The sequence below is a fragment of the Arthrobacter sp. NPDC056691 genome (assembly GCF_042791415.1).
GTDB lineage: Bacteria > Actinomycetota > Actinomycetes > Actinomycetales > Micrococcaceae > Arthrobacter.
Map to the genome: position 1 here is coordinate 141,061 of NZ_JBHTXX010000009.1, position 21,781 is coordinate 162,841.

Below are 21,781 nucleotides of genomic sequence, written 5' to 3' on the forward strand. Positions count from 1 at the left end.
TTCGGGACTGCTGCCACTATCAATGATACACGAACGATTAGTGCACTAACGATCATGCAACCTGCGTTTCCCAGTTCCGGCATCCTGGCGTTAAAGCACGACGCCGGGACTCACAACCAGCAGTGAGTCCCGGCGTCGTACGTCCTGGGATCAGATGCACTACGGCACCGGGCGCACCGCCACCGGTGAGCGGACGGTGTTGTCGCCTGAGGTCCACGTCAGGGACCCGGTGGAGTACGCATTCAGCGCAGCCCCTGCGGTAGTGAAGGTGATGGTGAACGTGGCACTTTCACCCTCGGCCAGCGTCACTTCTGCCGGACTGACGGTGGCGGTGATGCCCGGAACCTTAATCGTCGCCCGGTACGTTCCTGCCGTCACCGCCGTGACCGACCGCGTGACGGTCTGGCTGCCGGACATGGCGCCCAGCGCCACAGACGGAAGGTTGACGTCCTTGGCTGCGATGGGGGCGACGCCAAGGTCGATTCCCTGCCCCTGGAGGAAGCCCATCCAGTCACTGATGCCGGCGTCGTACACGAGTCCCGGGGAGTCGAACCGGGCGGGATCAACATGGCCGGCGCCCTGGGCAAAGACGTCATGCGAGTCGGCGCCCTTGGCATCAACCAGGTCGTAGGCCGTGGTCATGATTGCGGACTTCACGGCTGCGGGGGACCATTGCGGGTTCTTGCCCAACAGCAGGGCTCCCGAGCCGGCGATGTGCGGCGACGCCATGGACGTGCCGGACAGGAAGCCAAAGCTCTCGCCGTTGAAGCCTATGGGCGAAACAGCAGCCAGCACTGCCACGCCGGGAGCTGCCACGTCCGGCTTGAGCAGGTCTCCGTCGGAGGCCAGGGTCGGGCCGCGCGAGGAGAATTCGGCGATCTGCGGCACGGGCGGGGGTTCGGCCCCCGTGGTGTCGGTTGCCTTAAGGCTTGCCGTCATGCCCGGCGTTGCAGCCACCACGTCCTTGATCTTCGGGTCGCCCACATGGACAGTGGGCACGCTGTGCAGGTCGGCGTCGAGCGAGCCCGGCGTCAGGTTGACCAGGACCATGCCCACACCGCCTGCGCGCTTGACCTCGGCGCTCTTGTCAACGCGTGCCACCACGCCGCGGTCGCAGACCACGATCTTGTCGGCAACCTTGGCGGGGTCCAGCGAGTTCGGCGCACACAGTGCCGCGTCCGTAGCCAGGGCGGCTGCCGCCTTCACATCCACAGCCAGCACAATCGGCTTGGAGTCCACCTCGCTGCCCATGACGCTTGCACCGGCGAATTTGCTTCCGTCCGACAGTTCCGCGGTTCCGCGCAGCGTGTTGTCGAACGTCGAGGCGGCCACGCTGGTGATCCAGGGGCCGGCATGGTTGACCGTTGAGGCCGTCGGGCCGGAGTTGCCGGCGGAGGCAGCCACGAAGATCCCTGCGGCCGCGGCGTTAAGGAAAGCAAGGGAAACGGCGTCGGTGGTGGAGTTGTTGTTTCCCGAGATGGAGAAGTTCAGCACGTCCACGCCGTCGAGGACGGCATCCTGGATGGCGTTGAGAATGTCTGATTCAACGCACCCGGTGGCCTCCGGAATGGCGCCCTCCCAGCAAACCTTGTAGACGGCGATCTTTGCCGCCGGCGCAACGCCGGAGCTCTTGCCGAAGTCGCGCCCGCCGGCCGTCTGGGTGACATCGTTGTTTCCGGCTGCGGTGCTGGCCGTGTGTGATCCGTGGCCGCTGACGTCCAGCGGCGAGAACTTCTCATTCGGGGAAATGAATTGCGGGGGAACCGCGGCCCTGTAGGCCTTGTCGTAGAACCGGGCACCGATGACCTTGCTGTTGCATTCCGTGCCGTCGAACCCGTCACCGGCCACGCAGTCACCCACGAAGGTCCCGCCGTTGGCCTTGCGCATCGCGATCACGTTGCCCTGAAGGTGGTACGGCTCGCCTACACTCGGTGTGCCGGACAGCGGATCAACCGGGTCACCCGCGAAGAACGGGTTGTCCGGCGTGTAGCCGGTGTCAATCATGCCAACGACGATGCCCTTGCCAGCCTCATCCGGACCACCGAACTGCTTGTCCCACACGCCGTCGCCGCCGGGCAGTCCGAGGAAGTCTGTGCTTGAGTAGTCCGGTTTGCGCATGCTGTCCGGGACCACGGCCAGGACGTCGCCGTCACCCGCGAGCGCCTTCGCCTGGGCCGCGGACAGGATCGCGCTGAAGCCGTTGAGGGCCAGGGTATAGCTCCTGCTGATGGTCACGCCCCTGGACGCTGCCTCCTGCCGCTGCTTGGCCTTCAGGTGGGCATCGTATTTGCGTGAGTTGGGACCCGACGGGTTCAGCTTCTTTCCCTTCGGCACCGCCGTCCCGGGGATGCCGGGGACTCCGCCGGCGTAGGTGGCCAGCGGTTTGTCCTTGAGCATCACGATGTAGTGGCCGTCGTCGAGCGGGGTTGCCGCCGGCTGCGCGGCGGTTGGCTGGAAAGCGGCCGGCTGCGCCGATGCCGGCGCCGGAGCCGCCGCCGTTGGTCCGGCGGGGCCCTGGCCGATGACCATGGCAAGGGCTACGGCGAATACGGCCGGCAGCCTTCGGCTGTGTCCGGGGCGGGTAGTGGATTGCTGGGGGATCATGGGGGATGCCTTCCTTGGTTCAGGACCTGTAGACCTTCGGTCCCACGAACTGGACGCTCTGCCCCCCATGGGCGTCATCACTATATGGTTATGCCGCGCACCCGTTGATGTCAGAAAGATACCGCGGACGCCCCCAAGAATCGATACCCTTCCGTTAGCAATTGCCGGGTACCGTTATCCGCCTGTACCGGACCGCCGGGGGCCCCGACGGTAGAATGGGAAAAACTTGAGGAGACCCGGCATGCGCAAGCAACTGATTTCTGTGCTGCTCGCCCTCGCAGCGATGGGCGGTCTCGCGGCCTGCACCCCGAACAACGGAACCGGCCAGCCTTCGGCCACGCCGGGAACCACCACCGGCTCCCCCGGGACCTCGTCGCCAGGGACTGCAACCCCCGGCACCGAAACCCCCAGCACCGGCACTCCCGGTACCCCGTCGCCCGGTATTACACCGCCCGACGCCGAAACGACAGTCCCGGCGCCCGCGCCCCCTTCCGCTTCTCCCCTGCCGTCCGGGCCCGGCGCCGGCGATGCCGAACTGTCCATCACGGTCAAGGCGTCGAAGGACGGCAAGGCCGTCAACTACACGCTGGTCTGCAAGGACGGCGCGCCGATGGCAGAGAGCCAGCACCCCAACGCAGCCGCAGCCTGCACGGCCCTGAAGAACAACGCCGCCATCGTGAACGCCGCCGCCCCGCCGAAGGGCATCTCCTGCACACAGCAGTACGGCGGACCGCAGGTGGCCACCGTGACCGGCGAAGTCAACGGCACCCCGGTGGAGACCTCCTTCGCCCTGCGGGACGGCTGCCAGATCGGTGCCTGGAATGCCGCGAAGGACATCCTCGGTGCTGCAGGCGGGGCGCTTTAGCACTGTGGCAGGCACCCTATTGACGATCCCCGCTGTCCGGGTCCTCTCCCCCGGCGGCTGGAGGGAACGGGAAGCCGCCCACGTCCACAGGGTGCGCCGGTACGCCGATCCCTACCTTGCCCGCCGCTCTGCGGGGAGGAAACACCCCGTAGAGGACTTCCTCTTCACGTACTACACGCAAAAGCCCGGCCAGCTGCTGCGCTGGCATCCCGGGGACGGCGCAGTGCTCGCCGGAACTGAGGCTGCCGCCCGCAAGGACTGGAAGTACTACAAAGCGCTCGACGGCGCCGGGCTGGCCACCGCGGGCCTGCCGGCCGGCAGCACCGCGGTGGCGTTCGACCGGGAGGCTTTCCTGGCCGAACGGCGCGACGCCCTCGTGTTTGCCCGGATCATTCTCGCCGGAACGGCCGCCCGGCCGGCACAGTTCGGCTGCTTCGGCCTGCATGAATGGGCCATGGTCTACCGGCAGGAGAAATTCGAGCTGCGCCACGAGTACCTCAAGCTCCGGCTGGGTGGTACGGGCACGGACAAGGTGGTTGAGGACAACAGGATCCGCTGCTCGCACTTCGATGCGTTCCGGTTCTACACACCCGACGCCGTGCCCCTGAACGAGCTTTCGCCCAGCCGGGAGAACCAGCGGACCATGGAGCAGCCGGGCTGCCTGCACGCCAACATGGACCTCTACAAGTGGGCGTACAAGCTCTCGCCGGCCCTGCCGAGCGAACTTGTGATGGACTGCTTTGAGCTGTCGTGGCGGGTGCGGGCGATGGACATGCAGGCCTCCCCCTATGACCTCACAGACTGGGGCTACCCCGCGATTCCGATCGAGACGCCCGACGGCAAGGCTGCCTACGTGGAGCAGCAACGCGCCTTCTCGGCCGAAGCCCAGGAGCTGCGCAGCCGGCTGCTTGCAGCCCTCACGCCGCTCTTCGACAGCCTGGGAACGGAGACGGAACGATGAGCGATACACCCGCATCGCCGGGCCGGGGCCCGGACACCGGCCCATACCTGGCCCCGGACCTCGACCTGACCGTCGCCCTCACCCACTCGCCCGGCGGTCCGGAACACGTCTTTGTCCTCGTCAGCCGTTCCGGCCGGCTGGTGGAATCAACGCTGCCGGATCCGCCGGCGGCGATTGCCGCCGTCGAACGCTTCGGCGAACGGATCTTCTTCCCGGAACCCGGCCCGCCCAAACTGTGCACCCAGCAGTACGGCGGCCCCCAGGTTGCAGTGGTCACCGGCACCTTCAACGGCCGCACGGTCAACTCCCGGTTTTCCCTGACGGACGGGTGTGAAATTGGCCGCTGGCGGGCGCTGTCCCCGCTCCTGGGCGGGGTGGCGGGGTCCACGGGCGCCATCTGAGCTGCCCGAATCTCCCTAAGTTCCTGGCCGCGGTCCAAGACGAGTTTTTGTCCACATATCGCGACTTGCGGGGCGTTTAGCGCCATTATCTGGACGAAAACTCCAACCGAACGCACAGCGAAGGCCGGCGGGACTCTGGCATGTTGCGCCACGCCCGCCGGCCTTCGCTGTGGGGCCCTTTCGGGGCCCGGTTCCGGGACCTTCCTAGATGGAGTTATCCGGTGACCGCGTCAGGTCCTCGTTCTGGACCTTCCCCTGTTCCTTCTTTTTCTTCGGATCTTCCGAAGCCGGTGCAACCGCGACGGCGCCGCCCTCTGCCACCACAACGCTCACGAACGTCGGGGAACTGGCCCCGTCGAAGGTGATCCGTCCGATGTAGGAGCCGGGAGCCAGGTTTTTCCAGGTGAGGGCGAGCTTCCCGCTGAGCCCGTTCGCAAGGCGGACCGGATCAGGAGTCACGGTGGCGTTGCCCTCATTTGCCCCCAGGACGGCAGCGTCCACGGAGGCCTTGGTTGCCTGTTGGTTGGGACTGTCGTAGAGATTCACGAACATCCGGTAGGTGCCCGCAGCGGGGTTCGGAATCGAGACGGACTCGCTTGCCGACGACGTAGCGACGACAATTCCCTGCCCGTCCGGGGTGACCACCACCATGTCGAAGTCGGCGCTCTCATCCGCGGAAATCACGGACAGCTTGGCCAGGGGCACGCCCGCCGGAACTTCCACCGTCTTAACGAAGTTCGACGCGTCCGCCTCGTACCGGAAGGGACCGGGCACGAGTTCGATGGCGGAGGAGTCCGCTTTCGACAGGCCGTCGAGCGTCACGTTCGTCGGCGAGTTGGTGCCCGAGACGATGCCGATGTTCCCGGAACCGTTGGCCCCCTGGGAGGTGAACGCAATGTTCTTGGGAGCCACCACCGACTGCGGCCGGACGGCGATCGGTGAGGTCACCGTCTTGTTGGCACCCCGCCACGTGAGCGAACCCGCGGCGAACGCGCCCAGCTTGGCGCTTTGGTTTTCAAACGCCACCTTGAACGTGCGCTTCTCGCCGGCCGCATTGAAGGACAGGACCGACGGCGTCACCGTCACCTTCACTCCGGGCACGCTGGCCTTGGCGCTGTAGACGCCCGGCGTCAGCGCTGTCACCGTGCGGGTGACCTCGATCCTGCCGGCCAGGTTTCCGAGTGAGAAGGACGGGACGTTCATGTCACGGGGCCGGGTGCTGCCGAGGCCTGCGATGCCCAGGTCCATGCCGGTGCCCTGGATGAACCGCAGGTAATCGTCGGTGCTGGCGTCGTACACGAGGCCCGGGTCCAGGACGCGGGCGGGATCGACCTGCCCTGCGCCGGTGGCGAGGACGTCCGTGTTCCTGCTGCCGTCTGCGAGCTTGACGTCACTGGCGGTGGTCATCATGGCGGACTTCACGGCGGCCGGGGACCAGGTGGGGTTCTTGCCCAGGATGAGGGCACCGAAGCCAGCCACGTGGGGTGATGCCATGGATGTGCCGGACATGAAACCGAACTGGTCGCCGCCGGACCCGATCGGCGATACGCCGGCCAGGACAGCCACGCCGGGTGCGGCGACGTCGGGCTTCAGCAGGTCGGAGTCGGTGGCGAGGAGCGGTCCGCGCGAGGAGAAGCCGGCGATCTGTGGCTGTGCCTCCGCGGGGAGTCCCGTGGTGTCCTTGTTGACCAGGGAAACCGTGATGGCCGGGTTCGCCGTCACTTTGGCTTTGATGGCCCCCGTGGCGGGCGGGTTCACGTGCACGGTGGGGACTGAGTGCTTGTCGGCGTCCAGCGATGATGCGGTCAGGTTGACGAGGATCATGCCAACACCGCCGCCCCGCGCAACCTCGGCGCTCTTGGCCACCCTGTCGTAGACGCCGCGGTCACAGACCACCACCTTGCCGGCAATCTTGGCGGGGTCGAGTGAGCCGGGGGCACACAGTGCAGGGTCGGCGGCCTGTCCGGAAGCTGCGTTGGCGGCAAGCACAACGCCCGCGCCGGCCACTTCACGGTTCATGATGCTGGCGCCGCGGTACTTGCTGCCGTCGGAGAACTCCACGGTGCCCTGCAGCTCCTGGGAGAAGCTGCTGGCCGCAACGGTGGTGACCCACGGTTCGCCGTGGTTCACCGTGCTTGCCTCAGGACCGGAGTTGCCCGCGGAGGTGGCCACGAAGATGCCGGCCGAAGCGGCGGACAGGAACGCCATGGACACCGGGTCCGTGGTGGTCGAAGTGGTGCCCGAGATCGAGTAGTTCAGGACGTCCACGCCGTCGAGTACGGCCTGGTTGATGGCGTCCACTGAGGACGACGTGTAGCAGCCGCCGGTGCTGGGATCGTTGTCCTCCCAGCAGATCTTGTAGATGGAAAGCTTGGCTGCCGGTGCGATGCCGCCGGTCAGGCCGAAGCTGCGGCCGTCAACGAAGGTTACGACGTCGGCGTTGCCGGCCGCGGTGCTGGCCGTGTGGGTTCCGTGGCTTCCCACGTCCACGGGCGAGATCAGTTCCTCCGGCGCCCGGTCCGGCTTGGCCACGGAATCCTCGAAGGCGTCGGAGAAGTACCTGGCACTCAGGACCTTGGAGTTGCAGGCTGTTCCGTTGAACTTTTCACCCTTCTGGCACTCGCCCTCGAAGGTGCTGCCGTCGGCCTTCAGCATCGCGATGTTGCCGCCGGCGGTGCGGTAGGGAACACCCACCTGCGGATTGCCCTTGAGCGGCGCCACATCCTGGCCGGCGAAGAACTGGCTTCCCGGCGTGTAGCCGGAGTCGATAACGCCCACCACTACGCCTTTGCCGGCGCCCGCCTTGCCGCCGAACTGCGTGTTCCACGTGCCCTTGGTGCCGCTGAGCTTGAGGAAGTCCGTGGTGGAGTAGTCCGGGGCCTGCTGGGTGTCCGGTGCCACCGCGAGGACCCCGGGGTCCTTGGCCAGGTTCACGGCCTGGTCGGCGGTGAGCGTGGCGCTGAAGCCGTTGAGTGCCGCCGTGTATTTGCGGCGGATCTGCACGCTTTCCTTCTCGGCCAGCGCGGCCTGCTTCGCCTCAAGGTGGGCCTGGTACTTGCGCACCTCTGCCCGGTCGGCGTCGAGCTTGCCCCCGGACCGCGGCTTCGTGGCCTGCAGGCCCGGCGTGCCGCCCTCGTAGGTGGCGGCGGGCTTCTCGGTCAGGACCACGATGTAGCGGCCGGCGGAGTAGCTGTTGGGGTCGACGTTTTTTTGCTGTGCGGCCGGTGCCGCAACCCGCGACGGCGCCGCGGCTGCCGGCAGCGCGCCGACTGACGAAAGGAGCAAAGGCAAGCCGACAACCAGTGCCGCTGCTTTCCGGGCCCCCCGGCTTCGGAAGAAGCTATTTCCTGCTGATTTCACGAGTGGTTTGAACCTTTCATAAAGGAACAGCCCCGGCTACATTGCCGGGCGCAGGCGGCAACGACACGTGAAGATGACAGGTCCTGTCGATCCCAGCAATCGTCGACCGATCCCCACAGTACCTACTGAGAGCCGCATATGACATAGGCGACAATCCAGAATTTACTTTTTTGTCATTGCCTTCGACAGCGGCATCAAAAAGCAGGCGGGCGCCCGGAAAGGGCACCCGCCTGCGGAGTGAAAACTTGTTCCGGCGCCCGCTTGCGGAGCGAGAGCGCCGATCTACGGCCGGGCAGCTACTGCCGCGGTGTGCGGACCACCTCGCTGATCCACTGGCGCGTCTTCTCGTCCACGGGACCGGCAACCCGGTCCTGGCCCCGCCCAACACGGGCCGGGCCTCCGCTGTTCCGGCGGGCCGCACGGTCGGCCTTGATCTTCTGGATCACCATCCTGCCGAGGCCGGCGAACACGGCGACGGCCAGCACCGGCAACAGGACGGATTTCGGTTTCTCAGCCATTCCGCAATCCTACTGAGGCTGCCCACGGCGGGCCAGAGCCGGCGTCGTTCTTCCCTTGCTCCGGCGTCCGCCGACCCGAATACGAAAGTGGTGCGCCGCGGCCGGTAGAATAGGCATGCAAGCTCGCGGAGCGCCCGTCCACACCATGCCATTTGAATGCCCAGCCATTTGAACCGGCCAGGCAACTTCAGGAATGGCGTGAGACGGCACCACTCCGCTGCGCCCTTACCCAATGCACATGCACAGGAGTTACCGGATGCCCCGGATCGTTGTCGACGTCATGCCCAAGCCCGAGATTCTGGACCCGCAGGGGAAGGCCATCGTGGGAGCACTCCCCCGTCTGGGCTTCACCAGCTTTAGCTCTGTACGCCAGGGCAAGCGTTTCGAACTGACCGTTGACGGCGAGGTGACCGAGGACATCCTGGCCCAGGCCCGCGAGGCCGCCGAAACCCTGCTGTCCAACCCCGTGATCGAGGACGTCGTCAACGTCGAGGTCGTCGAGGCCTGAAATGACTGAACTTCCCCTGATCGGCGAGGCAGTCGCCGTCGCCGCCGACGCTCCTGGTGCTCGCAGGCTCGCTGGCGCGCGGATCGGCGTCGTCACGTTCCCCGGCACCCTCGATGACCGTGACGCCGCCCGCGCGGTCCGCCTGGCAGGCGGCACACCCGTGGCGCTCTGGCACGCGGACACGGAACTGGGCGACGTGGACGCCGTCGTGATCCCCGGCGGGTTCTCCTATGGCGACTACCTGCGCGCCGGGGCCATCTCGCGCTTCGCGCCGCTGATGTCCAGGATCATCGACGCCGCCAACTCCGATGCGAAGCTGCCCGTGCTCGGCATCTGCAACGGCTTCCAGATCCTGACCGAGTCGCACCTGCTGCCCGGGTCCATGATCAAGAACGACCACCTGAAGTTCATGTGCCGCGACCAGGTGCTGCGGGTGGAGAACAACAGCACCGACTGGACGCTTGACTACACGGCGGGCCAGGAGATCACGGTGCCGCTGAAGAACCAGGACGGCCAGTACATCGCCGACGAGAAGACCCTGGACGCGCTCGAGGCGGAGGGCCGCGTGGTGTTCCGCTACGTAGGCTTCAACCCGAACGGCTCCCGCCGCGACATCGCCGGCATCTCCAACACCGCCGGCAACGTGGTGGGCCTCATGCCCCACCCGGAGCACGCCGTGGAAGTGGGCTTCGGCCCCCAGTCGCTGGACGGCATCGGCGGGACGGACACCGACGGCCTGGGCTTCTTCACCTCGGTACTGAACAAGATTGTGGGAGCGAACAAATGACCGGGATCTCGACCAGCTCGATCACCGAGGCCAAGAAGTTCAACATCGACACCGTCGAGAACGCGGCCAAGACGCCGGACACCGAACTGCCGTGGGCGGAACTGGGCCTGAAGCGCAATGAGTTCGACGAGATCGTCAAGGTTCTGGGCCGCCGCCCGACCGGCGCGGAACTCGCCATGTACTCCGTGATGTGGAGCGAGCACTGCTCCTACAAGTCCTCGAAGAACCACCTGCGCCAGTTCGGCGAGAAGGTGACCGACGAGATGAAGAAGGACATGCTGGTGGGCATCGGCGAAAACGCCGGCGTCACCAACCTGGGCGACGGCTGGGCCGTGACCTTCAAGATCGAGTCCCACAACTCGCCGTCGTTCGTGGAACCCTACCAGGGTGCCGCCACCGGCATCGGCGGGATCGTCCGAGACATCATCTCCATGGGCGCACGCCCGGTTGCCGTGATGGATCCGCTGCGTTTCGGCGCCATCGACCACCCGGACACCGCCCGCGTCATGCACGGCGCGGTCGCGGGTATCGGCGGCTACGGCAACTCCCTGGGCCTGCCGAACATCGGCGGCGAAATGGTCTTCGACTCGGTGTACCAGGGCAACCCGCTGGTCAATGCCCTCGCCGTGGGCGTAATGCGCCACGAGGACATCCGCCTCGCCAACGCGTCCGGCAAGGGCAACAAGGTGGTGCTGTTCGGTGCGCGCACCGGCGGCGACGGCATCGGGGGCGCTTCCGTGCTCGCCTCGGAGTCCTTCGACGACACCAAGCCGTCCAAGCGGCCTGCTGTCCAGGTGGGCGACCCGTTCGCTGAGAAGGTCCTCATCGAGTGCTGCCTTGAACTGTTCAAGGGCTCGCTGGTGGAGGGCATCCAGGACCTCGGCGCCGCTGGCATCTCCTGCGCCACGTCCGAGCTCGCCTCCAACGGTGACGGCGGCATGGACGTTGAACTGACCTCTGTCCTGCTGCGCGACCCCACCCTGACCCCGGGTGAGATCCTGATGTCCGAGTCCCAGGAACGCATGATGGCCGTGGTGACGCCGGAGAACGTCGAGGCGTTCGAAGCCGTCATGGACAAGTGGGCCGTGGAGTACGCCTGGCTGGGCGAGGTGACCGACAGCGGCCGCCTGATCATCACGTGGGAAGGCGAAGTCATTGTCGACGTCGACCCGCGCACCGTGGCGCACGACGGTCCGGTCTACGACCGCCCATTTGCCCGCCCGGAGTGGCAGGACGCCGTCCAGGCCGATCAGTTCACCGGTTCCGTGCAGGACGCCGGCCGCCCCTCCGCCCCGGCGGAACTGGCCGCGGCCGTCACCGAGCTCGTTGCCTCGCCGAACATGTGCGACAAGTCCTGGATCACCAACCAGTACGACCGGTACGTCGGCGGCAACACCGCCATGGCGTTCCCGGACGACGCCGGCGTGGTGCGCGTGGATGAGGAATCCGGCCTGGGCGTGGCCCTGGCCACCGACGCCAATGGACGCTACACCTACCTGGACCCGTACCACGGCGCCCAGCTGGCACTGGCTGAGGCCTACCGCAACGTGGCCACGTCCGGCGCTGTGCCGATGGCCGTCAGCGACTGCCTGAACTTCGGTTCCCCCGAGGACCCGGACGTCATGTGGCAGCTGGCCGAGGCCATCCGCGGCCTCTCCGACGCCTGCATGGTGCTGGGCATCCCGGTCACCGGCGGCAACGTCTCGCTGTACAACCAGACCGGCACCACGCCGATCCACCCCTCCCCCGTGGTGGCAGTGCTGGGCAAGCTCGACGACGTCGCCCGCCGCACGCCGTCGGGCTGGCGGGAAGACGGCGCAGCCATCTACCTGCTGGGTACCACGGCCGCCGAACTGGACGGCTCGGAGTGGTCCAACCTGCGCGGCCACCTCGGCGGCCTGCCCCCCAAGGTTGACCTCGAGGCCGAACGCGCACTGGGCGAGATCCTGATCAACGCGTCCCGCGACGGGATGGTGGACTCGGCCCACGACCTCTCCGAGGGCGGCCTTGCCGCAGCCCTCGTGGAATCCTCGCTGCGCTACGGCGTGGGTGCCCGGATCGCGCTGCAGGATGTCCTGGACCGCGACGGCGTGGACCTCTTCACCGCACTGTTCTCCGAGACCCAGGGCCGCGCCGTCGTGAGCGTTCCGCGTTCCGAGGAGGTCCGCTTCAAGGACATGTGCACCGCCCGCGGCTTCGAGCACCTGCGCATCGGCGTGGTGGACGCAGCCAGCGGACAGCTGGAGATCAACGGTGTGGACACGCTCTCGCTGGACGCGCTCCGCGAAGCCCACGAGGCCACGCTGCCGAAGTACTTCGGCTAGGAGCCCCCTCCCCATCGATTGCTCCGTAACTGCCCTTTTGACCCGTCAGAACGGCAGTTACGGAGCAATCGATCGTTAACGGCCGGGCCGCCAGCCGGCCTGGACCAGTGCGCTGCGGACCTTGGCTACGGCCGACTTGCCGTCATTTAACATGTGGCGCTTGGAGATGCGGACTTCCGTCCAACCCAGCGCTGAGTACCGTTCCGACCGCGCAATGTCCCGCTCAATCTGCAACCCGTCACCGTGGTGTTCGCCCTCATACTCGACGCCGATGCGGTACTGCTTGTAGGACAGATCCGGCTCATGGTGACGCCTGCCGTCTTCAGAAAGAATCGGCACATTCAGCTCCGGCTCCGGAAGCCCCGCGCGGATAATCGCCATCCGAAGCAGGGTCTCCTGCGGTGAGTCCGAGCCAACCCGGATGAGCATGATGGCCTCTTTTGCCTTGCGCAGCCCCCGCTTTCCCTTATGCCGGTCGATCATTCGCTGCAGGTCCGCCAGCGTACACAGCGGCTGGTCCCGGCCCTCCAACTCCGGACGCGGAACACGCACACAGCTGTCACCCGCCACAACAAGCTCATCCACGCTCAGCATTTCGGCGAGATCCAGCCACGTTCGTTCCGGTGTGGTGACGGGGATGCCGTCCAGAACCGTGACTTCATCGTCGTAGAGTTTCATCCGGTGCACGATGACGTGCGGCCGGTTCAGATGGGCCGCCCCCTCGGGTCTGATGATGTCGAACATGTCGGACGCCCCCTTCTGCCGTCGTCGCGGCAGGTTGAGGAGCTCCGCCGCCGTGAGGTGCGATGCGGCGCACCGCTCATTGACCTCGATGAAGGGCCGCACCCTGACGCACAAGGCGAGCTCCGCCGTCGGGCTTTCGGCACGGATCCCCCTGCCCAACGTGGTGAGCGAGCGGTGCCGGAGCCGTTTCGAAGTGATGCCCGCGCGGCCGGCCTCACCAACGGTAAACGGCCGGTCCTGGAATCTGTTCGGTAATGGGCGTGCGATCTTCATTGGTACATAAGAACAGAAAGGACTCCAGCCCTGCAGGAGTTATCCACAGCCTCCATCCGTTGCTCCGTAACTGCCGTTTTGAGCGGCCAAAACGGCAGCTACGGAGCAGTCGATGAGATTAGTCCTCGCTGTGGATCTCCCGCTGCCGGGCACTCAGCAGCTCGAGTTCGGGGCGGTAGGCCACAAAGCGCTCGACGGCGGTGAGCACCTCCACGAGGTGCGCGCGGTCCGCGGCGACCAGGCCGGCGCCGATCCTCGTGCGGCGGTACTGGTCGTGGTCCCCCACCTCGGCCACGGAAACGTCGTAGCGCCGCTTGACCTCGGCCAGCAGCGGCCGCACCACGGACCGCTTCTCCTTGAGGCTGTGCACGTCGCCGAGGAGGATGTCGAACTCGATCCAGCCGATCCACATGCCGTTAATGCTAGCGACGGCGCTCAGATGGTGAGTTCGCCCATCGCGTCCCAGCCTTCGCCGTCGAGCTGCCGGCTGATGATGCGCGGGGTCTCGGCGAGAGCCTGTGGCATGTCCGCCATGGCCTTCTTGAAGTGGGCGCTGCTGACGTGGTCACCGGCGGCATCGTCCTTGAACGCCTCCACCAGGACAAACTCATTGGGGTCGTCCACGCTGCGGGACCAGTCGAACCACAGGTTGCCCGGCTCCTGGCGGGTGGCCTCGGTGAAGTCGGCCACGAGCCCGAGCCACTTGTCGGACCAGTCTGGCTTGACCTTGAACTTGACGACGATGAATATCACGGGGTTATGCCTTTCGTTCGGTTTGTAGATGCGGCCCGGCGGCCAGCGCCTGCTCGCACTCCTCAATGGCCTCGCGGGCGTACTTCTGCTGGGCCGGGGTTCCGACGCGTTCGGCCCACTGCTCGGCCAGCTGGAACTCCACGAGCGCCTCGGTGAGCCGCCCCGCGCCGTGCAGCGTCCAGCCCAGGTTGTTGTGCAGCGCCACCATCCAGCGCTTGGTGCGCTCGTCGTGGACCGTGGAGGCGTACTCCAGGGCGCTGCGGGTCCAGAGCTCCGCGTGGGCGGAGTCGGCGATGGCCAGCATGTGCAGCGCGTCCACCGCAAGGAACTCCTCGCCAAGGTGGTCGCCGAGCTCGGCCGCCTGCTCAAACAAGGGCACCGCCATGGCCGCGTGCCCGCTCGAGTTCAGGACCCGCCCGCGCTCCAGCAGGATCCGGACACCTACCGTCGGTTCGTCCCCGTCTATCGCGTCGAGCAGCGCATCGGCCTCCTCGAAGCGGCCCTGGAGCCCGATGGCCCGCCCCAGCTGAGTGGAGAGCTCGGCCCGCTCGTCGGCGTCGTAGCGGGGGTCGGCCAGCGCATCCCGGAAGCGCTGCTCGGACAGCTTGGGATCCTCGAAGTTCCACAATAGGTCAAGGCTCTTTTGGTCCAGCATGTACCTCTCCTGATCAGCTTTCACCTGCGGCGAGTTGGCGTGCACCTTCAATGTATCGGGAAGTCATGAGGCGCTGCGCACGGCGGGCCAGCGCGCCGCCCGCCGCGTAGAACCAGTTGGACGGCCGGCTGAACGCCGTGATGCTGACGTAGACCCGGCCCTGGGCGTCGATCTCCGCCTCGAAGGACTCCTCACCTCGAACCGGATGGCCCGGCAGCGAGCCGTAGCCGAATCCGGCGGACTGCGGTCCGCCGCCCGCCACGGGCTGGTGCACCCACACCACCTCGCAGGGCACGTTAAGGCGGAAGGGCCCGACGCCGAATCCGCTCACCACGCGTGCGCCGGGAACAACGACGCCGGAGTCGGTCCGGACCCGCAGGCCGGACCGCCGCTGCAGTTCCCAGGCCAGGATCCCCTCCGCCACCCGGCGGTAGACGTCCGCGCCCTCGCCCAGATAGGTGCGGGACGCGACGCGGCGGTAGCCAGCCGGTGACCCGCCGTGCTCGGTGGCACCGATCTCCGCATAGTTGAGGGCGCCCTGCGCCAGTCGCTTTTCAGTCATTGCCGACCTGCCTGGCCCAGCCCAGCTGCTCCCGCTGTTTCCGGCTCAGCGAGGCAACCACGAGGTCGTAGGAGTCCTCCACCATGTCCCGGACCATGTCGTCGGGCAACGCCCCGTCCAGCCGTACACCGTTCCAGTGCGTCTTGTTCATGTGCCACGCCCCGGTGATCTCCGGATGCACTGCCCGCAGCTGTTCGGCCAGGGCAGGCTCACACTTGAGGCTCACCGACCAGTCGTCAGGATCCATGGCGGATGCGGCGAACATCTTGGCCTCCTGCCGTGCCCCGCCGGACACGGCCGCCCTGACCTTGAACACCGACGTTTCGGGACCGAACGGGAAATCCTCGAAGGCGCCCGGAAACGACAGGCAGATTTTTCTCAGTTCGGCGGGATCCATGCAGCGAGCCTACAAACCCTTTCCGGGCGGTGCTAGTCTGCGAAGATGGCAGCTGCCCAGGAGACCATACCTGTGCTCGATCTCGGCTCCGCCCGCCGGGCCGACGGCTCGTTCAGTCCGGAATTCATTGAGGAGCTCCGCGACGCCACGCACCGCGTCGGTTTCTTCCAGGTCATCGGCTACGGCGGTGCCCCCGGCCAGGCCAGGGAGCTGCTGGGGACGATCAAGCGCTTTTTCGACCTGCCCCTCGAGGAACGGATGAAGCTCGACAACCGGCTGTCACCGCATTTCCGTGGCTACACCAGGATGGGCACGGAGGTCACGCAGGGAAGGGCGGATGCGCGGGAGCAGATCGACTACTCACCTGACCGGGAGCCGGTGAAGGATTATCCGACTGGACAGCCGTACTGGCTCCTCCAGGGCCACAACCTCTGGCCTGAAGAGTCCATGCCGGAGCTGATGCAGGTGGCCATGGCCTGGGCGGAGCTCATGTCCCAGGTAGGGGCGGAGCTCATGCGGGCCATCGCCGTGTCCCTCCAGCAGCCGGAGAACTATTTCGAGGAACCGTTCAGGGATGCTCCGGCATGGATGGGCAAGCTGGTCCATTACGTCGGCGGAGTGGTGGAAGCGGCGGGCGACCAGGGAGTGGGTTCCCACGCGGACTACGGGTTTGTGACCCTCCTCCTCCAGGATGAAGTGGGCGGGCTTGAAGTGCTGCCGCCAGGTGCAAGCGCGTGGGTCCCCGTGGAGCCCACCCCTGAAGCGCTGGTGGTGAACCTCGGCGAAATGCTCGAAGTGGCCACCGGGGGATATCTGGCCGCCACCATCCACCGCGTCAAGGCCCCGCCACCCGGCGTGGACCGCTACTCAGTCCCGTTCTTCTGGTCACCCCGACTCGACGCGGTAATCGATCCGGTACCCCTTCCGGCGGAATTGAAGATGCAGGCGCGCGGCATCTCCGACGACCCGTCCAACCCGATGCTTGCCTCGTTCGGCCTGAACATGCTCAAGGGCCGGATGCGTGCCCACCCGGATGTCACCGAGCGTCACTACCCAGAGCTGATGAGGCCCTGACCTGATGCCCTAAAAAGGCTAAATGCCCACGCGCCACCCTTCGCGGGCAGGGCAGGAATCGACGACGACGTCGAGCCCGGCGGCCTTTGCGCGCTCTACGGCGGCCTCGTCGAACACGCCCAGCTGCAGCCACACCGCCTTGGCACCGACGGCGATGGCCTGGTCAATGACGGATCCCACCTTCTGCGAATTGACGAAACAGTCCACGACGTCGATCGGGTGCTTCGCCGCCGGAATCTCGGTGAGGGAGCGGTATCCCTTCTCGCCGTGCACGTCGTCACCGGGCAGGTTGACCGGGATGATCTCCATGCCCATGCGGTCGCGGACATACAGCGAGACGTCGTACGCCGAGCGCCACTCATTCCGGGTCAGGCCCACAATCGCCCAGGTGCCCTTCGTTCGCATGAGTCGGTCGATAACCGCCGGATCGTTTTCGTGAGCCATGCCTCAACTCTACTCCCGCGGTGATTTGGCGGCCTTTTCCGAATATGTGAATGCCTGGCGGGCATCACAACGGCGATGAACGAATGCCACATCCCGCAAGTCCGCGATTTTGAGAAACCGGTGAGGTGAGACGACCATTCCCGATAGAGTGCTGCAATGACCCCAGAGCATACTTTTGCCCTGCCCACCCTGGCCCGGATTTCCGCAGCCGCCGGGGAGGTCGCAGCGTAATGGCTGATCGCAAGTTCGGGTTCCGCACCCGCGCCCTGCACGCCGGCGGCACGCCCGACGCCGAGCACGGCGCCCGCGCGGTGCCCATCTACCAGTCGACGTCGTTCGTCTTCAAGGACACCCAGGACGCCGCCAACCTGTTCGCCCTGCAGAAGTACGGCAACATATACTCCCGCATCGGCAACCCGACCGTGGCCGCTTTCGAGGAGCGCATCGCGTCGCTTGAGGGCGGCCTTGGAGCGGTTGCGACGTCGTCGGGCATGGCCGCGGAGTTCATCACCTTCGCGGCGCTTACCCAGTCCGGCGACCACATCGTAGCGGCAGCCCAGCTCTATGGCGGTACTGTCACCCAGCTTGACGTCACCCTGCGCCGCTTCGGCGTGGACACCACTTTCGTCCCCGGCACCGACCCCGCCAACTATGCGGCGGCCATCCGGGAGAACACGAAGGCGATCTTCGTCGAGGTGGTTGCCAACCCGTCGTCGGAGGTTCAGGACCTGGCGGCCCTGGCCGAGGTGGCGCACGAAGCCGGCGTCCCCTTAGTTGTCGACGCCACCTTGAGCACGCCGTACCTCGTGCGGCCGATGGAGCACGGGGCGGACATCGTAATCCACTCCGCCACTAAATTCATTGGCGGCCACGGCACCACACTCGGCGGCGTCATCGTCGAGAGCGGCCGGTTCAACTGGGGCAACGGCAAGTTCCCCACCATGACCGAGCCGGTAGCCTCCTACGGCAACGTCTCCTGGTGGGGCAACTTCGGCGAATACGGGTTCCTCACCAAGCTGCGCTGCGAGCAGCTGCGCGACATCGGCCCGGCGCTGTCCCCGCTTGCAGCGTTCCAGCTGCTGCAGGGTGTGGAAACTCTCCCCCAGCGCCTGGACGAACACCTGAAGAATGCACAGGCCGTGGCCGAATGGCTGGAAGCGGATCCGCGCGTGGCCTACGTGAACTTCTCCGGTCTGCCGTCCCACCCGCACTTCGAGCGGGCACGCAAGTACCTGCCCCTGGGGCCGGGCTCCGTCTTCTCCTTCGGCGTGAGGGGTGGCCGTGCCGCCGGCCAGAAGTTTATCGAGTCCCTGCAACTGGCTTCGCACCTGGCCAATGTCGGCGACGCCCGCACCCTCGTGATCCACCCCGGATCCACGACGCACCAGCAGCTCAGCGATGAGCAGCTGGAGTCCGCCGGCGTCCCGGATGACCTGGTCCGCATCTCGGTTGGTCTGGAGGACCTCGAGGACATCCTGTGGGACTTGGACCAGGCGCTTACCGCTGCTGCGGAGGTCGCCGCCGTTGGAACCGCATCCCCTGCAGGCCCAACCACCGCGACTGATTCCTGCACGATTGGAGTCCGGGCATGAGCATCACTCAGCGAACTTGGACGGGTCCCTCTGCTCCGGAGCGCCTGAATCTATTGCGTGAGGCGAAGTCGGTTGCAATCGTGGGCGCCTCGGACAAGCCGTCGCGGGCCAGCTACTTCGTGGCCACGTACCTGCAGTCCTCAACGCGGTACAAGGTGTATTTCGTGAACCCCGTGGTCAAGGAGATCCTGGGTCAGTCAACCTATACCTCGCTGGCCGACCTGCCAGAGAGCCCGGACATCGTGGACGTATTCAGGAAGCACGAGGACCTGCCGGGCGTGCTGGACGAGGCCGTGGCCGCTGGTGCAAAAACGCTGTGGCTGCAGCTCGGCTCGTGGCACGAGGGCGTCGCGCAGGATGCCGAAACAGCGGGGCTCAACGTGGTGATGGACCGCTGCGTGAAGATCGAGCACGCACGCTTCCACGGCGGACTACACCTGGCCGGGTTCGACACCGGGGTCATCTCCTCGAAGCGGCAGATCCTGGCCTAGCAACAGGGCAGCCGGATCCAAGGCATAAAAATGCCGGGCTGGAATTTGATGGGGGACAACTTCCAGCCCGGCACTCTCACTTTGGTAATCGACGGGGAACGCCAAAGGGTTACGCCGATTCCAAAACTTTTTCAAAAACTTTCGTGCCGCCCGTGGAGCCCGTCCAGGCAGGCATTCTCCCGGGGAGTTTTTGTCCACGTACCGTGACTTCAGCAGCGGTTTGGGCCCAATATATGGACAAAAACTCGGTTGCTCCCTCTACGGCGTGCCTGGTAACTACGGCGTGCCGGCGACTTACGGCGTGCCGGGGACCGGCTTGGCCGGGACTGTCGGGACACCGCCCGGCAGCGTGGGCACTGCCGGTAGCGGCTTGGCCGGAAGCTTGGGCGCGACGCCCGTCCCGGGAACCGTCGGCAGCTGGGTGGGGCGGCCCGGCGTCTGGGTCTTCGAGGCTCCGTGCGAAGCAGCTGAACCGTTCGCCGCCGATGAGTTGGACGAAGCGTTTGACGAAGCCGGGTCCGTTTGGGCCGGCGTCGCGGGTGACGACGGCGATCCAGCCGTTTCCGTGACGGCGGGTTTTGGGGCAACAACAGTTGGAACCGGAGCCGCCGGAATGCCGGCAGGCGATGTGGGCACCGGCGTCGGTGCCGAAGTCTCGCTGGTGGGCTGGAAGATCCGGACCACGGTATGGCCTACGCTGTTGCGGAAGTCCTCGCTGGAGGCTGCGACGGCGCCAGCCCCAAGTCCCATGGCACCGACCACTGCGGCGCCCACCACGATGCCCATCCTGCGCTGCCGGTTGCGGCGATGCAGCTCAAGGCTGGAGACCCTGGACGCACGTCGCATGGCTACACCCTGGGCGGGGACAGCTGAAGCCGGTACCCCTGAAGGGGTCGCCCCATGTGAAGGGGATGCCCCGTGGGCGAGCAGTGCGGCGAGATCGGCCCGCGGCTGGGGTGCGCTGGCCTGGGCGAACCCGCGCAGTTCTTCGAGGGACCTGCGGAGATCGGCGTCGTCTTCGAGCCCGGAATCCAGGAGGATCGCCTGGATCTCGCCTGCTTCGCGGCCTTCCGGCGTGACACTCATGATGCTGCGGGGTCCTTTTCCTTGACGAGTTCGCGCAGGGCAATGAGCCCGCGCCGCTGGAGCTGTTTGATGGCCCCCGGGGTTTTATCCATGATGCCGGCCACCTGTTCAACCGATAGGTCAGCGACGATCCGGAGGACCAGCACTTCCCGTTGGTCGTCGTTAAGCATGGAAAGTACAGCAGACATACCGCCCAGCGACCCGAGAACCTCGTCCTCTGCGGAACTCGACAGCCGGTCATCCGTGAGCGGGTCAAATTCGGTGAGCTGCGGCGTCCTCGCGGACCGGCGGCGGTAGTCCACCAGCCGGGCGTGCGCCACGGAGAAGATGAAGGTTCGCAGCCCGGAGTGGCCGCCCCTGACATTGCTGAGCTTGGGCAGGACATCGACAAAGACGTCCTGGGTCAGTGCTTCGGCGTCGTCCACGCCGCGGGCCCGGAAATAACCGAGGACGGCGGGGGAAATGAGGCTGTAGACAGCGCTGAAGCCGGAGGGGTCGCCAGAAAGGGCTGCTGACAATTCGTCATCGGTCAGCTGAGCTGCCAAGGAGCGGTCCTTCCCTTTCCTGCAGATGTGCGGCGGTAGTAAGCCTAACCGCCGCACACCTCACGCCCCTATTCGGGGAACGCCCTGTTTCGCGTGCTGAGAACTACTTGCCGGCGGGCAGGTCGGCAGCAGCGTCAGCCTCGACGTCGGCATCTGCAGCGACGGACGGAGCGGCCGGCTTGGCCACGTGGTCCGCAACGTTCGGCACAGCCGGGGTGGCGGGAACGGCCGGGGTGGCCGGAACGCCGGGGCCACCGGGAACGGCCGGGGTGGCGGGGATTGCTGCGGTCACGTTGGCGCCGGCAGCCTTGTCCCCGGCGGAGACGTTGGCGTTCGCGGCGGCGTTTTCCTTGTCAGCTTCCACTGCGGCGTCGGCTGCGTCAGCAGCTTCGCCGGCGGCCTTGGCCTTGGCGGACGGGACGGCAGGAACCGTCGGGGTGGCCGGCGTGGCCGGGACGGCAGGCACTGCCGGAACCTCGGGGGCGGCGGGAACGGTCGGGGTGGCGGGCGTAGCGGGGGTCACCTCTGCGTGCTGCGCGCTGGAAACCTGGGCGGCGTTGGCCAGTCCGATGCCGGAGAAACCTCCAACAGCGACAATGGCGGCTGCGACAGCAATCTTGGTGGTCTTGCTAACACTCTTCATCAGAAAAAAGTCCTTTGGTTGATTGAAGGCCGGGCCGGAGGCCGATGGGGGACAACCTTCGGCCCGGCGCTTACATATACGTAATCGCCGCGGCGGGCCGGCAGGTTACGCGGTTCCGGAAACTTTTTTCTGACGGGCATGCCTGGCCCCAAGGACGACTGAATAACGACGACGGCGGCGGGCCACCGTAAGGT

The 21,781-nt window shown here is 66.4% G+C and carries 22 protein-coding genes; 9 read left to right on the forward strand and 13 right to left on the reverse strand.

The genetic code is table 11. The annotated features are described in order from the left end of the window. Positions 1–159: 159 nt before the first annotated feature. Positions 160–2,604: a S8 family peptidase gene (locus ACFRAU_RS10205; protein ID WP_377999819.1), complete on the reverse strand. Its 2,445-nt coding sequence runs from the start codon at positions 2,602–2,604 to the stop codon at positions 160–162. 241 nt (positions 2,605–2,845) lie between these two features. Between ACFRAU_RS10205 and ACFRAU_RS10210 the strand changes: the two genes are divergently transcribed. From ACFRAU_RS10210 to ACFRAU_RS10220, 3 genes are read left to right on the forward strand one after another with little or no spacing between them, the layout of a single operon-like run. Further along, on the forward strand, positions 2,846–3,469 hold the full coding sequence (locus ACFRAU_RS10210) for an SSI family serine proteinase inhibitor (RefSeq protein ID WP_377999820.1): 624 nt from the start codon (positions 2,846–2,848) through the stop codon (positions 3,467–3,469). Beyond that, positions 3,426–4,430: a 3-methyladenine DNA glycosylase gene (locus ACFRAU_RS10215; RefSeq protein WP_377999821.1), complete on the forward strand. Its 1,005-nt coding sequence runs from the start codon at positions 3,426–3,428 to the stop codon at positions 4,428–4,430. The genes ACFRAU_RS10210 and ACFRAU_RS10215 overlap by 44 nt, the downstream gene beginning before the upstream one ends. Next, positions 4,427–4,831, forward strand: coding sequence for a serine protease inhibitor (locus tag ACFRAU_RS10220; RefSeq protein ID WP_377999822.1), 405 nt, complete (start codon positions 4,427–4,429; stop codon positions 4,829–4,831). Before ACFRAU_RS10215 ends, ACFRAU_RS10220 begins: the two co-directional genes overlap by 4 nt. A gap of 204 nt (positions 4,832–5,035) precedes the next feature. Here ACFRAU_RS10220 and ACFRAU_RS10225 read toward each other — a convergent pair whose 3' ends face one another. Next, on the reverse strand, positions 5,036–8,116 hold the full coding sequence (locus ACFRAU_RS10225) for a S8 family serine peptidase (protein WP_377999837.1): 3,081 nt from the start codon (positions 8,114–8,116) through the stop codon (positions 5,036–5,038). Positions 8,117–8,487: 371 nt separating this feature from the next. Continuing rightward, positions 8,488–8,709, reverse strand: coding sequence for a hypothetical protein (locus ACFRAU_RS10230; protein WP_377999823.1), 222 nt, complete (start codon positions 8,707–8,709; stop codon positions 8,488–8,490). Between the two features lie 256 nt (positions 8,710–8,965). Between ACFRAU_RS10230 and purS the strand changes: the two genes are divergently transcribed. The 3 genes from purS to purL are packed head-to-tail and all read left to right on the forward strand — an operon-like array spanning position 8,966 to position 12,328. Beyond that, positions 8,966–9,217 (forward strand): phosphoribosylformylglycinamidine synthase subunit PurS, encoded by a 252-nt coding sequence (purS, locus tag ACFRAU_RS10235; RefSeq protein WP_214852382.1) that lies wholly within the window; start codon positions 8,966–8,968, stop codon positions 9,215–9,217. A 1-nt stretch (position 9,218) separates the two neighbouring features. Then, the gene (purQ, locus tag ACFRAU_RS10240) at positions 9,219–10,004 is read left to right on the forward strand and encodes a phosphoribosylformylglycinamidine synthase subunit PurQ (protein ID WP_377999824.1); all 786 of its coding nucleotides are present in this window, start codon (positions 9,219–9,221) and stop codon (positions 10,002–10,004) included. After that, the gene (gene purL / locus ACFRAU_RS10245) at positions 10,001–12,328 is read left to right on the forward strand and encodes a phosphoribosylformylglycinamidine synthase subunit PurL (protein WP_377997500.1); all 2,328 of its coding nucleotides are present in this window, start codon (positions 10,001–10,003) and stop codon (positions 12,326–12,328) included. The genes purQ and purL overlap by 4 nt, the downstream gene beginning before the upstream one ends. A 75-nt stretch (positions 12,329–12,403) precedes the next feature. Here the strand turns inward: purL and ACFRAU_RS10250 are convergent, their stop codons facing one another. From ACFRAU_RS10250 to ACFRAU_RS10275, 6 genes are all read right to left on the reverse strand, one after another. After that, entirely contained in the window at positions 12,404–13,345 is a 942-nt protein-coding gene (locus ACFRAU_RS10250; RefSeq protein WP_377999825.1) for a hypothetical protein, read from the reverse strand. A 118-nt stretch (positions 13,346–13,463) separates the two neighbouring features. After that, complete coding sequence (locus ACFRAU_RS10255) at positions 13,464–13,757, reverse strand: DUF503 domain-containing protein (protein WP_111904856.1); 294 nt, start codon at positions 13,755–13,757, stop codon at positions 13,464–13,466. A 23-nt stretch (positions 13,758–13,780) separates the two neighbouring features. Then, on the reverse strand, positions 13,781–14,098 hold the full coding sequence (locus tag ACFRAU_RS10260) for a putative quinol monooxygenase (protein WP_377997502.1): 318 nt from the start codon (positions 14,096–14,098) through the stop codon (positions 13,781–13,783). 4 nt (positions 14,099–14,102) lie between these two features. Continuing rightward, the gene (locus ACFRAU_RS10265) at positions 14,103–14,753 is read right to left on the reverse strand and encodes a hypothetical protein (RefSeq protein ID WP_377999826.1); all 651 of its coding nucleotides are present in this window, start codon (positions 14,751–14,753) and stop codon (positions 14,103–14,105) included. 13 nt (positions 14,754–14,766) lie between these two features. Continuing rightward, complete coding sequence (locus tag ACFRAU_RS10270; RefSeq protein ID WP_377999827.1) at positions 14,767–15,315, reverse strand: DUF1990 family protein; 549 nt, start codon at positions 15,313–15,315, stop codon at positions 14,767–14,769. Further along, the gene (locus ACFRAU_RS10275) at positions 15,308–15,712 is read right to left on the reverse strand and encodes an MmcQ/YjbR family DNA-binding protein (protein ID WP_377997505.1); all 405 of its coding nucleotides are present in this window, start codon (positions 15,710–15,712) and stop codon (positions 15,308–15,310) included. The genes ACFRAU_RS10270 and ACFRAU_RS10275 overlap by 8 nt, the downstream gene beginning before the upstream one ends. Positions 15,713–15,757: 45 nt before the next feature. On the opposite strand from ACFRAU_RS10275, the gene ACFRAU_RS10280 reads away from it, so the two are divergent. Continuing rightward, on the forward strand, positions 15,758–16,786 hold the full coding sequence (locus tag ACFRAU_RS10280; protein WP_377999828.1) for an isopenicillin N synthase family dioxygenase: 1,029 nt from the start codon (positions 15,758–15,760) through the stop codon (positions 16,784–16,786). Positions 16,787–16,804: 18 nt separating this feature from the next. Here ACFRAU_RS10280 and ACFRAU_RS10285 read toward each other — a convergent pair whose 3' ends face one another. Continuing rightward, the gene (locus ACFRAU_RS10285; protein WP_377997507.1) at positions 16,805–17,230 is read right to left on the reverse strand and encodes a CoA-binding protein; all 426 of its coding nucleotides are present in this window, start codon (positions 17,228–17,230) and stop codon (positions 16,805–16,807) included. A 230-nt stretch (positions 17,231–17,460) separates the two neighbouring features. Here ACFRAU_RS10285 and ACFRAU_RS10290 point away from each other — a divergent pair, with 230 nt between their 5' ends. After that, on the forward strand, positions 17,461–18,822 hold the full coding sequence (locus ACFRAU_RS10290) for an O-acetylhomoserine aminocarboxypropyltransferase/cysteine synthase family protein (protein ID WP_377999829.1): 1,362 nt from the start codon (positions 17,461–17,463) through the stop codon (positions 18,820–18,822). Beyond that, the gene (locus ACFRAU_RS10295) at positions 18,819–19,313 is read left to right on the forward strand and encodes a CoA-binding protein (protein ID WP_377999830.1); all 495 of its coding nucleotides are present in this window, start codon (positions 18,819–18,821) and stop codon (positions 19,311–19,313) included. Before ACFRAU_RS10290 ends, ACFRAU_RS10295 begins: the two co-directional genes overlap by 4 nt. Positions 19,314–19,607: 294 nt before the next feature. Here the strand turns inward: ACFRAU_RS10295 and ACFRAU_RS10300 are convergent, their stop codons facing one another. From ACFRAU_RS10300 to ACFRAU_RS10310, 3 genes are all read right to left on the reverse strand, one after another. After that, the gene (locus ACFRAU_RS10300; protein WP_377999831.1) at positions 19,608–20,399 is read right to left on the reverse strand and encodes a hypothetical protein; all 792 of its coding nucleotides are present in this window, start codon (positions 20,397–20,399) and stop codon (positions 19,608–19,610) included. Beyond that, positions 20,396–20,944: an RNA polymerase sigma factor gene (locus ACFRAU_RS10305; RefSeq protein ID WP_377997511.1), complete on the reverse strand. Its 549-nt coding sequence runs from the start codon at positions 20,942–20,944 to the stop codon at positions 20,396–20,398. Before ACFRAU_RS10305 ends, ACFRAU_RS10300 begins: the two co-directional genes overlap by 4 nt. A gap of 103 nt (positions 20,945–21,047) precedes the next feature. After that, a complete protein-coding gene (locus ACFRAU_RS10310) occupies positions 21,048–21,587 on the reverse strand; it encodes a hypothetical protein (protein ID WP_377999832.1) in 540 nt (179 codons plus the stop codon). Positions 21,588–21,781: the final 194 nt, after the last annotated feature.

Excerpts from the sequence above, each read along its gene's own strand:
- ACFRAU_RS10205 (WP_377999819.1), bottom strand. The coding sequence starts at position 2,604 with ATGATCCCCCAGCAATCCACTACCCGCCCCGGACACAGCCGAAGGCTG.
- ACFRAU_RS10210 (WP_377999820.1), top strand. The coding sequence starts at position 2,846 with ATGCGCAAGCAACTGATTTCTGTGCTGCTCGCCCTCGCAGCGATGGGC.
- ACFRAU_RS10215 (WP_377999821.1), top strand. The coding sequence starts at position 3,426 with ATGCCGCGAAGGACATCCTCGGTGCTGCAGGCGGGGCGCTTTAGCACT.
- ACFRAU_RS10220 (WP_377999822.1), top strand. The coding sequence starts at position 4,427 with ATGAGCGATACACCCGCATCGCCGGGCCGGGGCCCGGACACCGGCCCA.
- ACFRAU_RS10230 (WP_377999823.1), bottom strand. The coding sequence starts at position 8,709 with ATGGCTGAGAAACCGAAATCCGTCCTGTTGCCGGTGCTGGCCGTCGCC.
- purS (WP_214852382.1), top strand. The coding sequence starts at position 8,966 with ATGCCCCGGATCGTTGTCGACGTCATGCCCAAGCCCGAGATTCTGGAC.
- purQ (WP_377999824.1), top strand. The coding sequence starts at position 9,219 with ATGACTGAACTTCCCCTGATCGGCGAGGCAGTCGCCGTCGCCGCCGAC.
- purL (WP_377997500.1), top strand. The coding sequence starts at position 10,001 with ATGACCGGGATCTCGACCAGCTCGATCACCGAGGCCAAGAAGTTCAAC.
- ACFRAU_RS10250 (WP_377999825.1), bottom strand. The coding sequence starts at position 13,345 with ATGAAGATCGCACGCCCATTACCGAACAGATTCCAGGACCGGCCGTTT.
- ACFRAU_RS10255 (WP_111904856.1), bottom strand. The coding sequence starts at position 13,757 with ATGTGGATCGGCTGGATCGAGTTCGACATCCTCCTCGGCGACGTGCAC.
- ACFRAU_RS10265 (WP_377999826.1), bottom strand. The coding sequence starts at position 14,753 with ATGCTGGACCAAAAGAGCCTTGACCTATTGTGGAACTTCGAGGATCCC.
- ACFRAU_RS10270 (WP_377999827.1), bottom strand. The coding sequence starts at position 15,315 with ATGACTGAAAAGCGACTGGCGCAGGGCGCCCTCAACTATGCGGAGATC.
- ACFRAU_RS10275 (WP_377997505.1), bottom strand. The coding sequence starts at position 15,712 with ATGGATCCCGCCGAACTGAGAAAAATCTGCCTGTCGTTTCCGGGCGCC.
- ACFRAU_RS10280 (WP_377999828.1), top strand. The coding sequence starts at position 15,758 with ATGGCAGCTGCCCAGGAGACCATACCTGTGCTCGATCTCGGCTCCGCC.
- ACFRAU_RS10285 (WP_377997507.1), bottom strand. The coding sequence starts at position 17,230 with ATGGCTCACGAAAACGATCCGGCGGTTATCGACCGACTCATGCGAACG.
- ACFRAU_RS10290 (WP_377999829.1), top strand. The coding sequence starts at position 17,461 with ATGGCTGATCGCAAGTTCGGGTTCCGCACCCGCGCCCTGCACGCCGGC.
- ACFRAU_RS10295 (WP_377999830.1), top strand. The coding sequence starts at position 18,819 with ATGAGCATCACTCAGCGAACTTGGACGGGTCCCTCTGCTCCGGAGCGC.
- ACFRAU_RS10300 (WP_377999831.1), bottom strand. The coding sequence starts at position 20,399 with ATGAGTGTCACGCCGGAAGGCCGCGAAGCAGGCGAGATCCAGGCGATC.
- ACFRAU_RS10310 (WP_377999832.1), bottom strand. The coding sequence starts at position 21,587 with ATGAAGAGTGTTAGCAAGACCACCAAGATTGCTGTCGCAGCCGCCATT.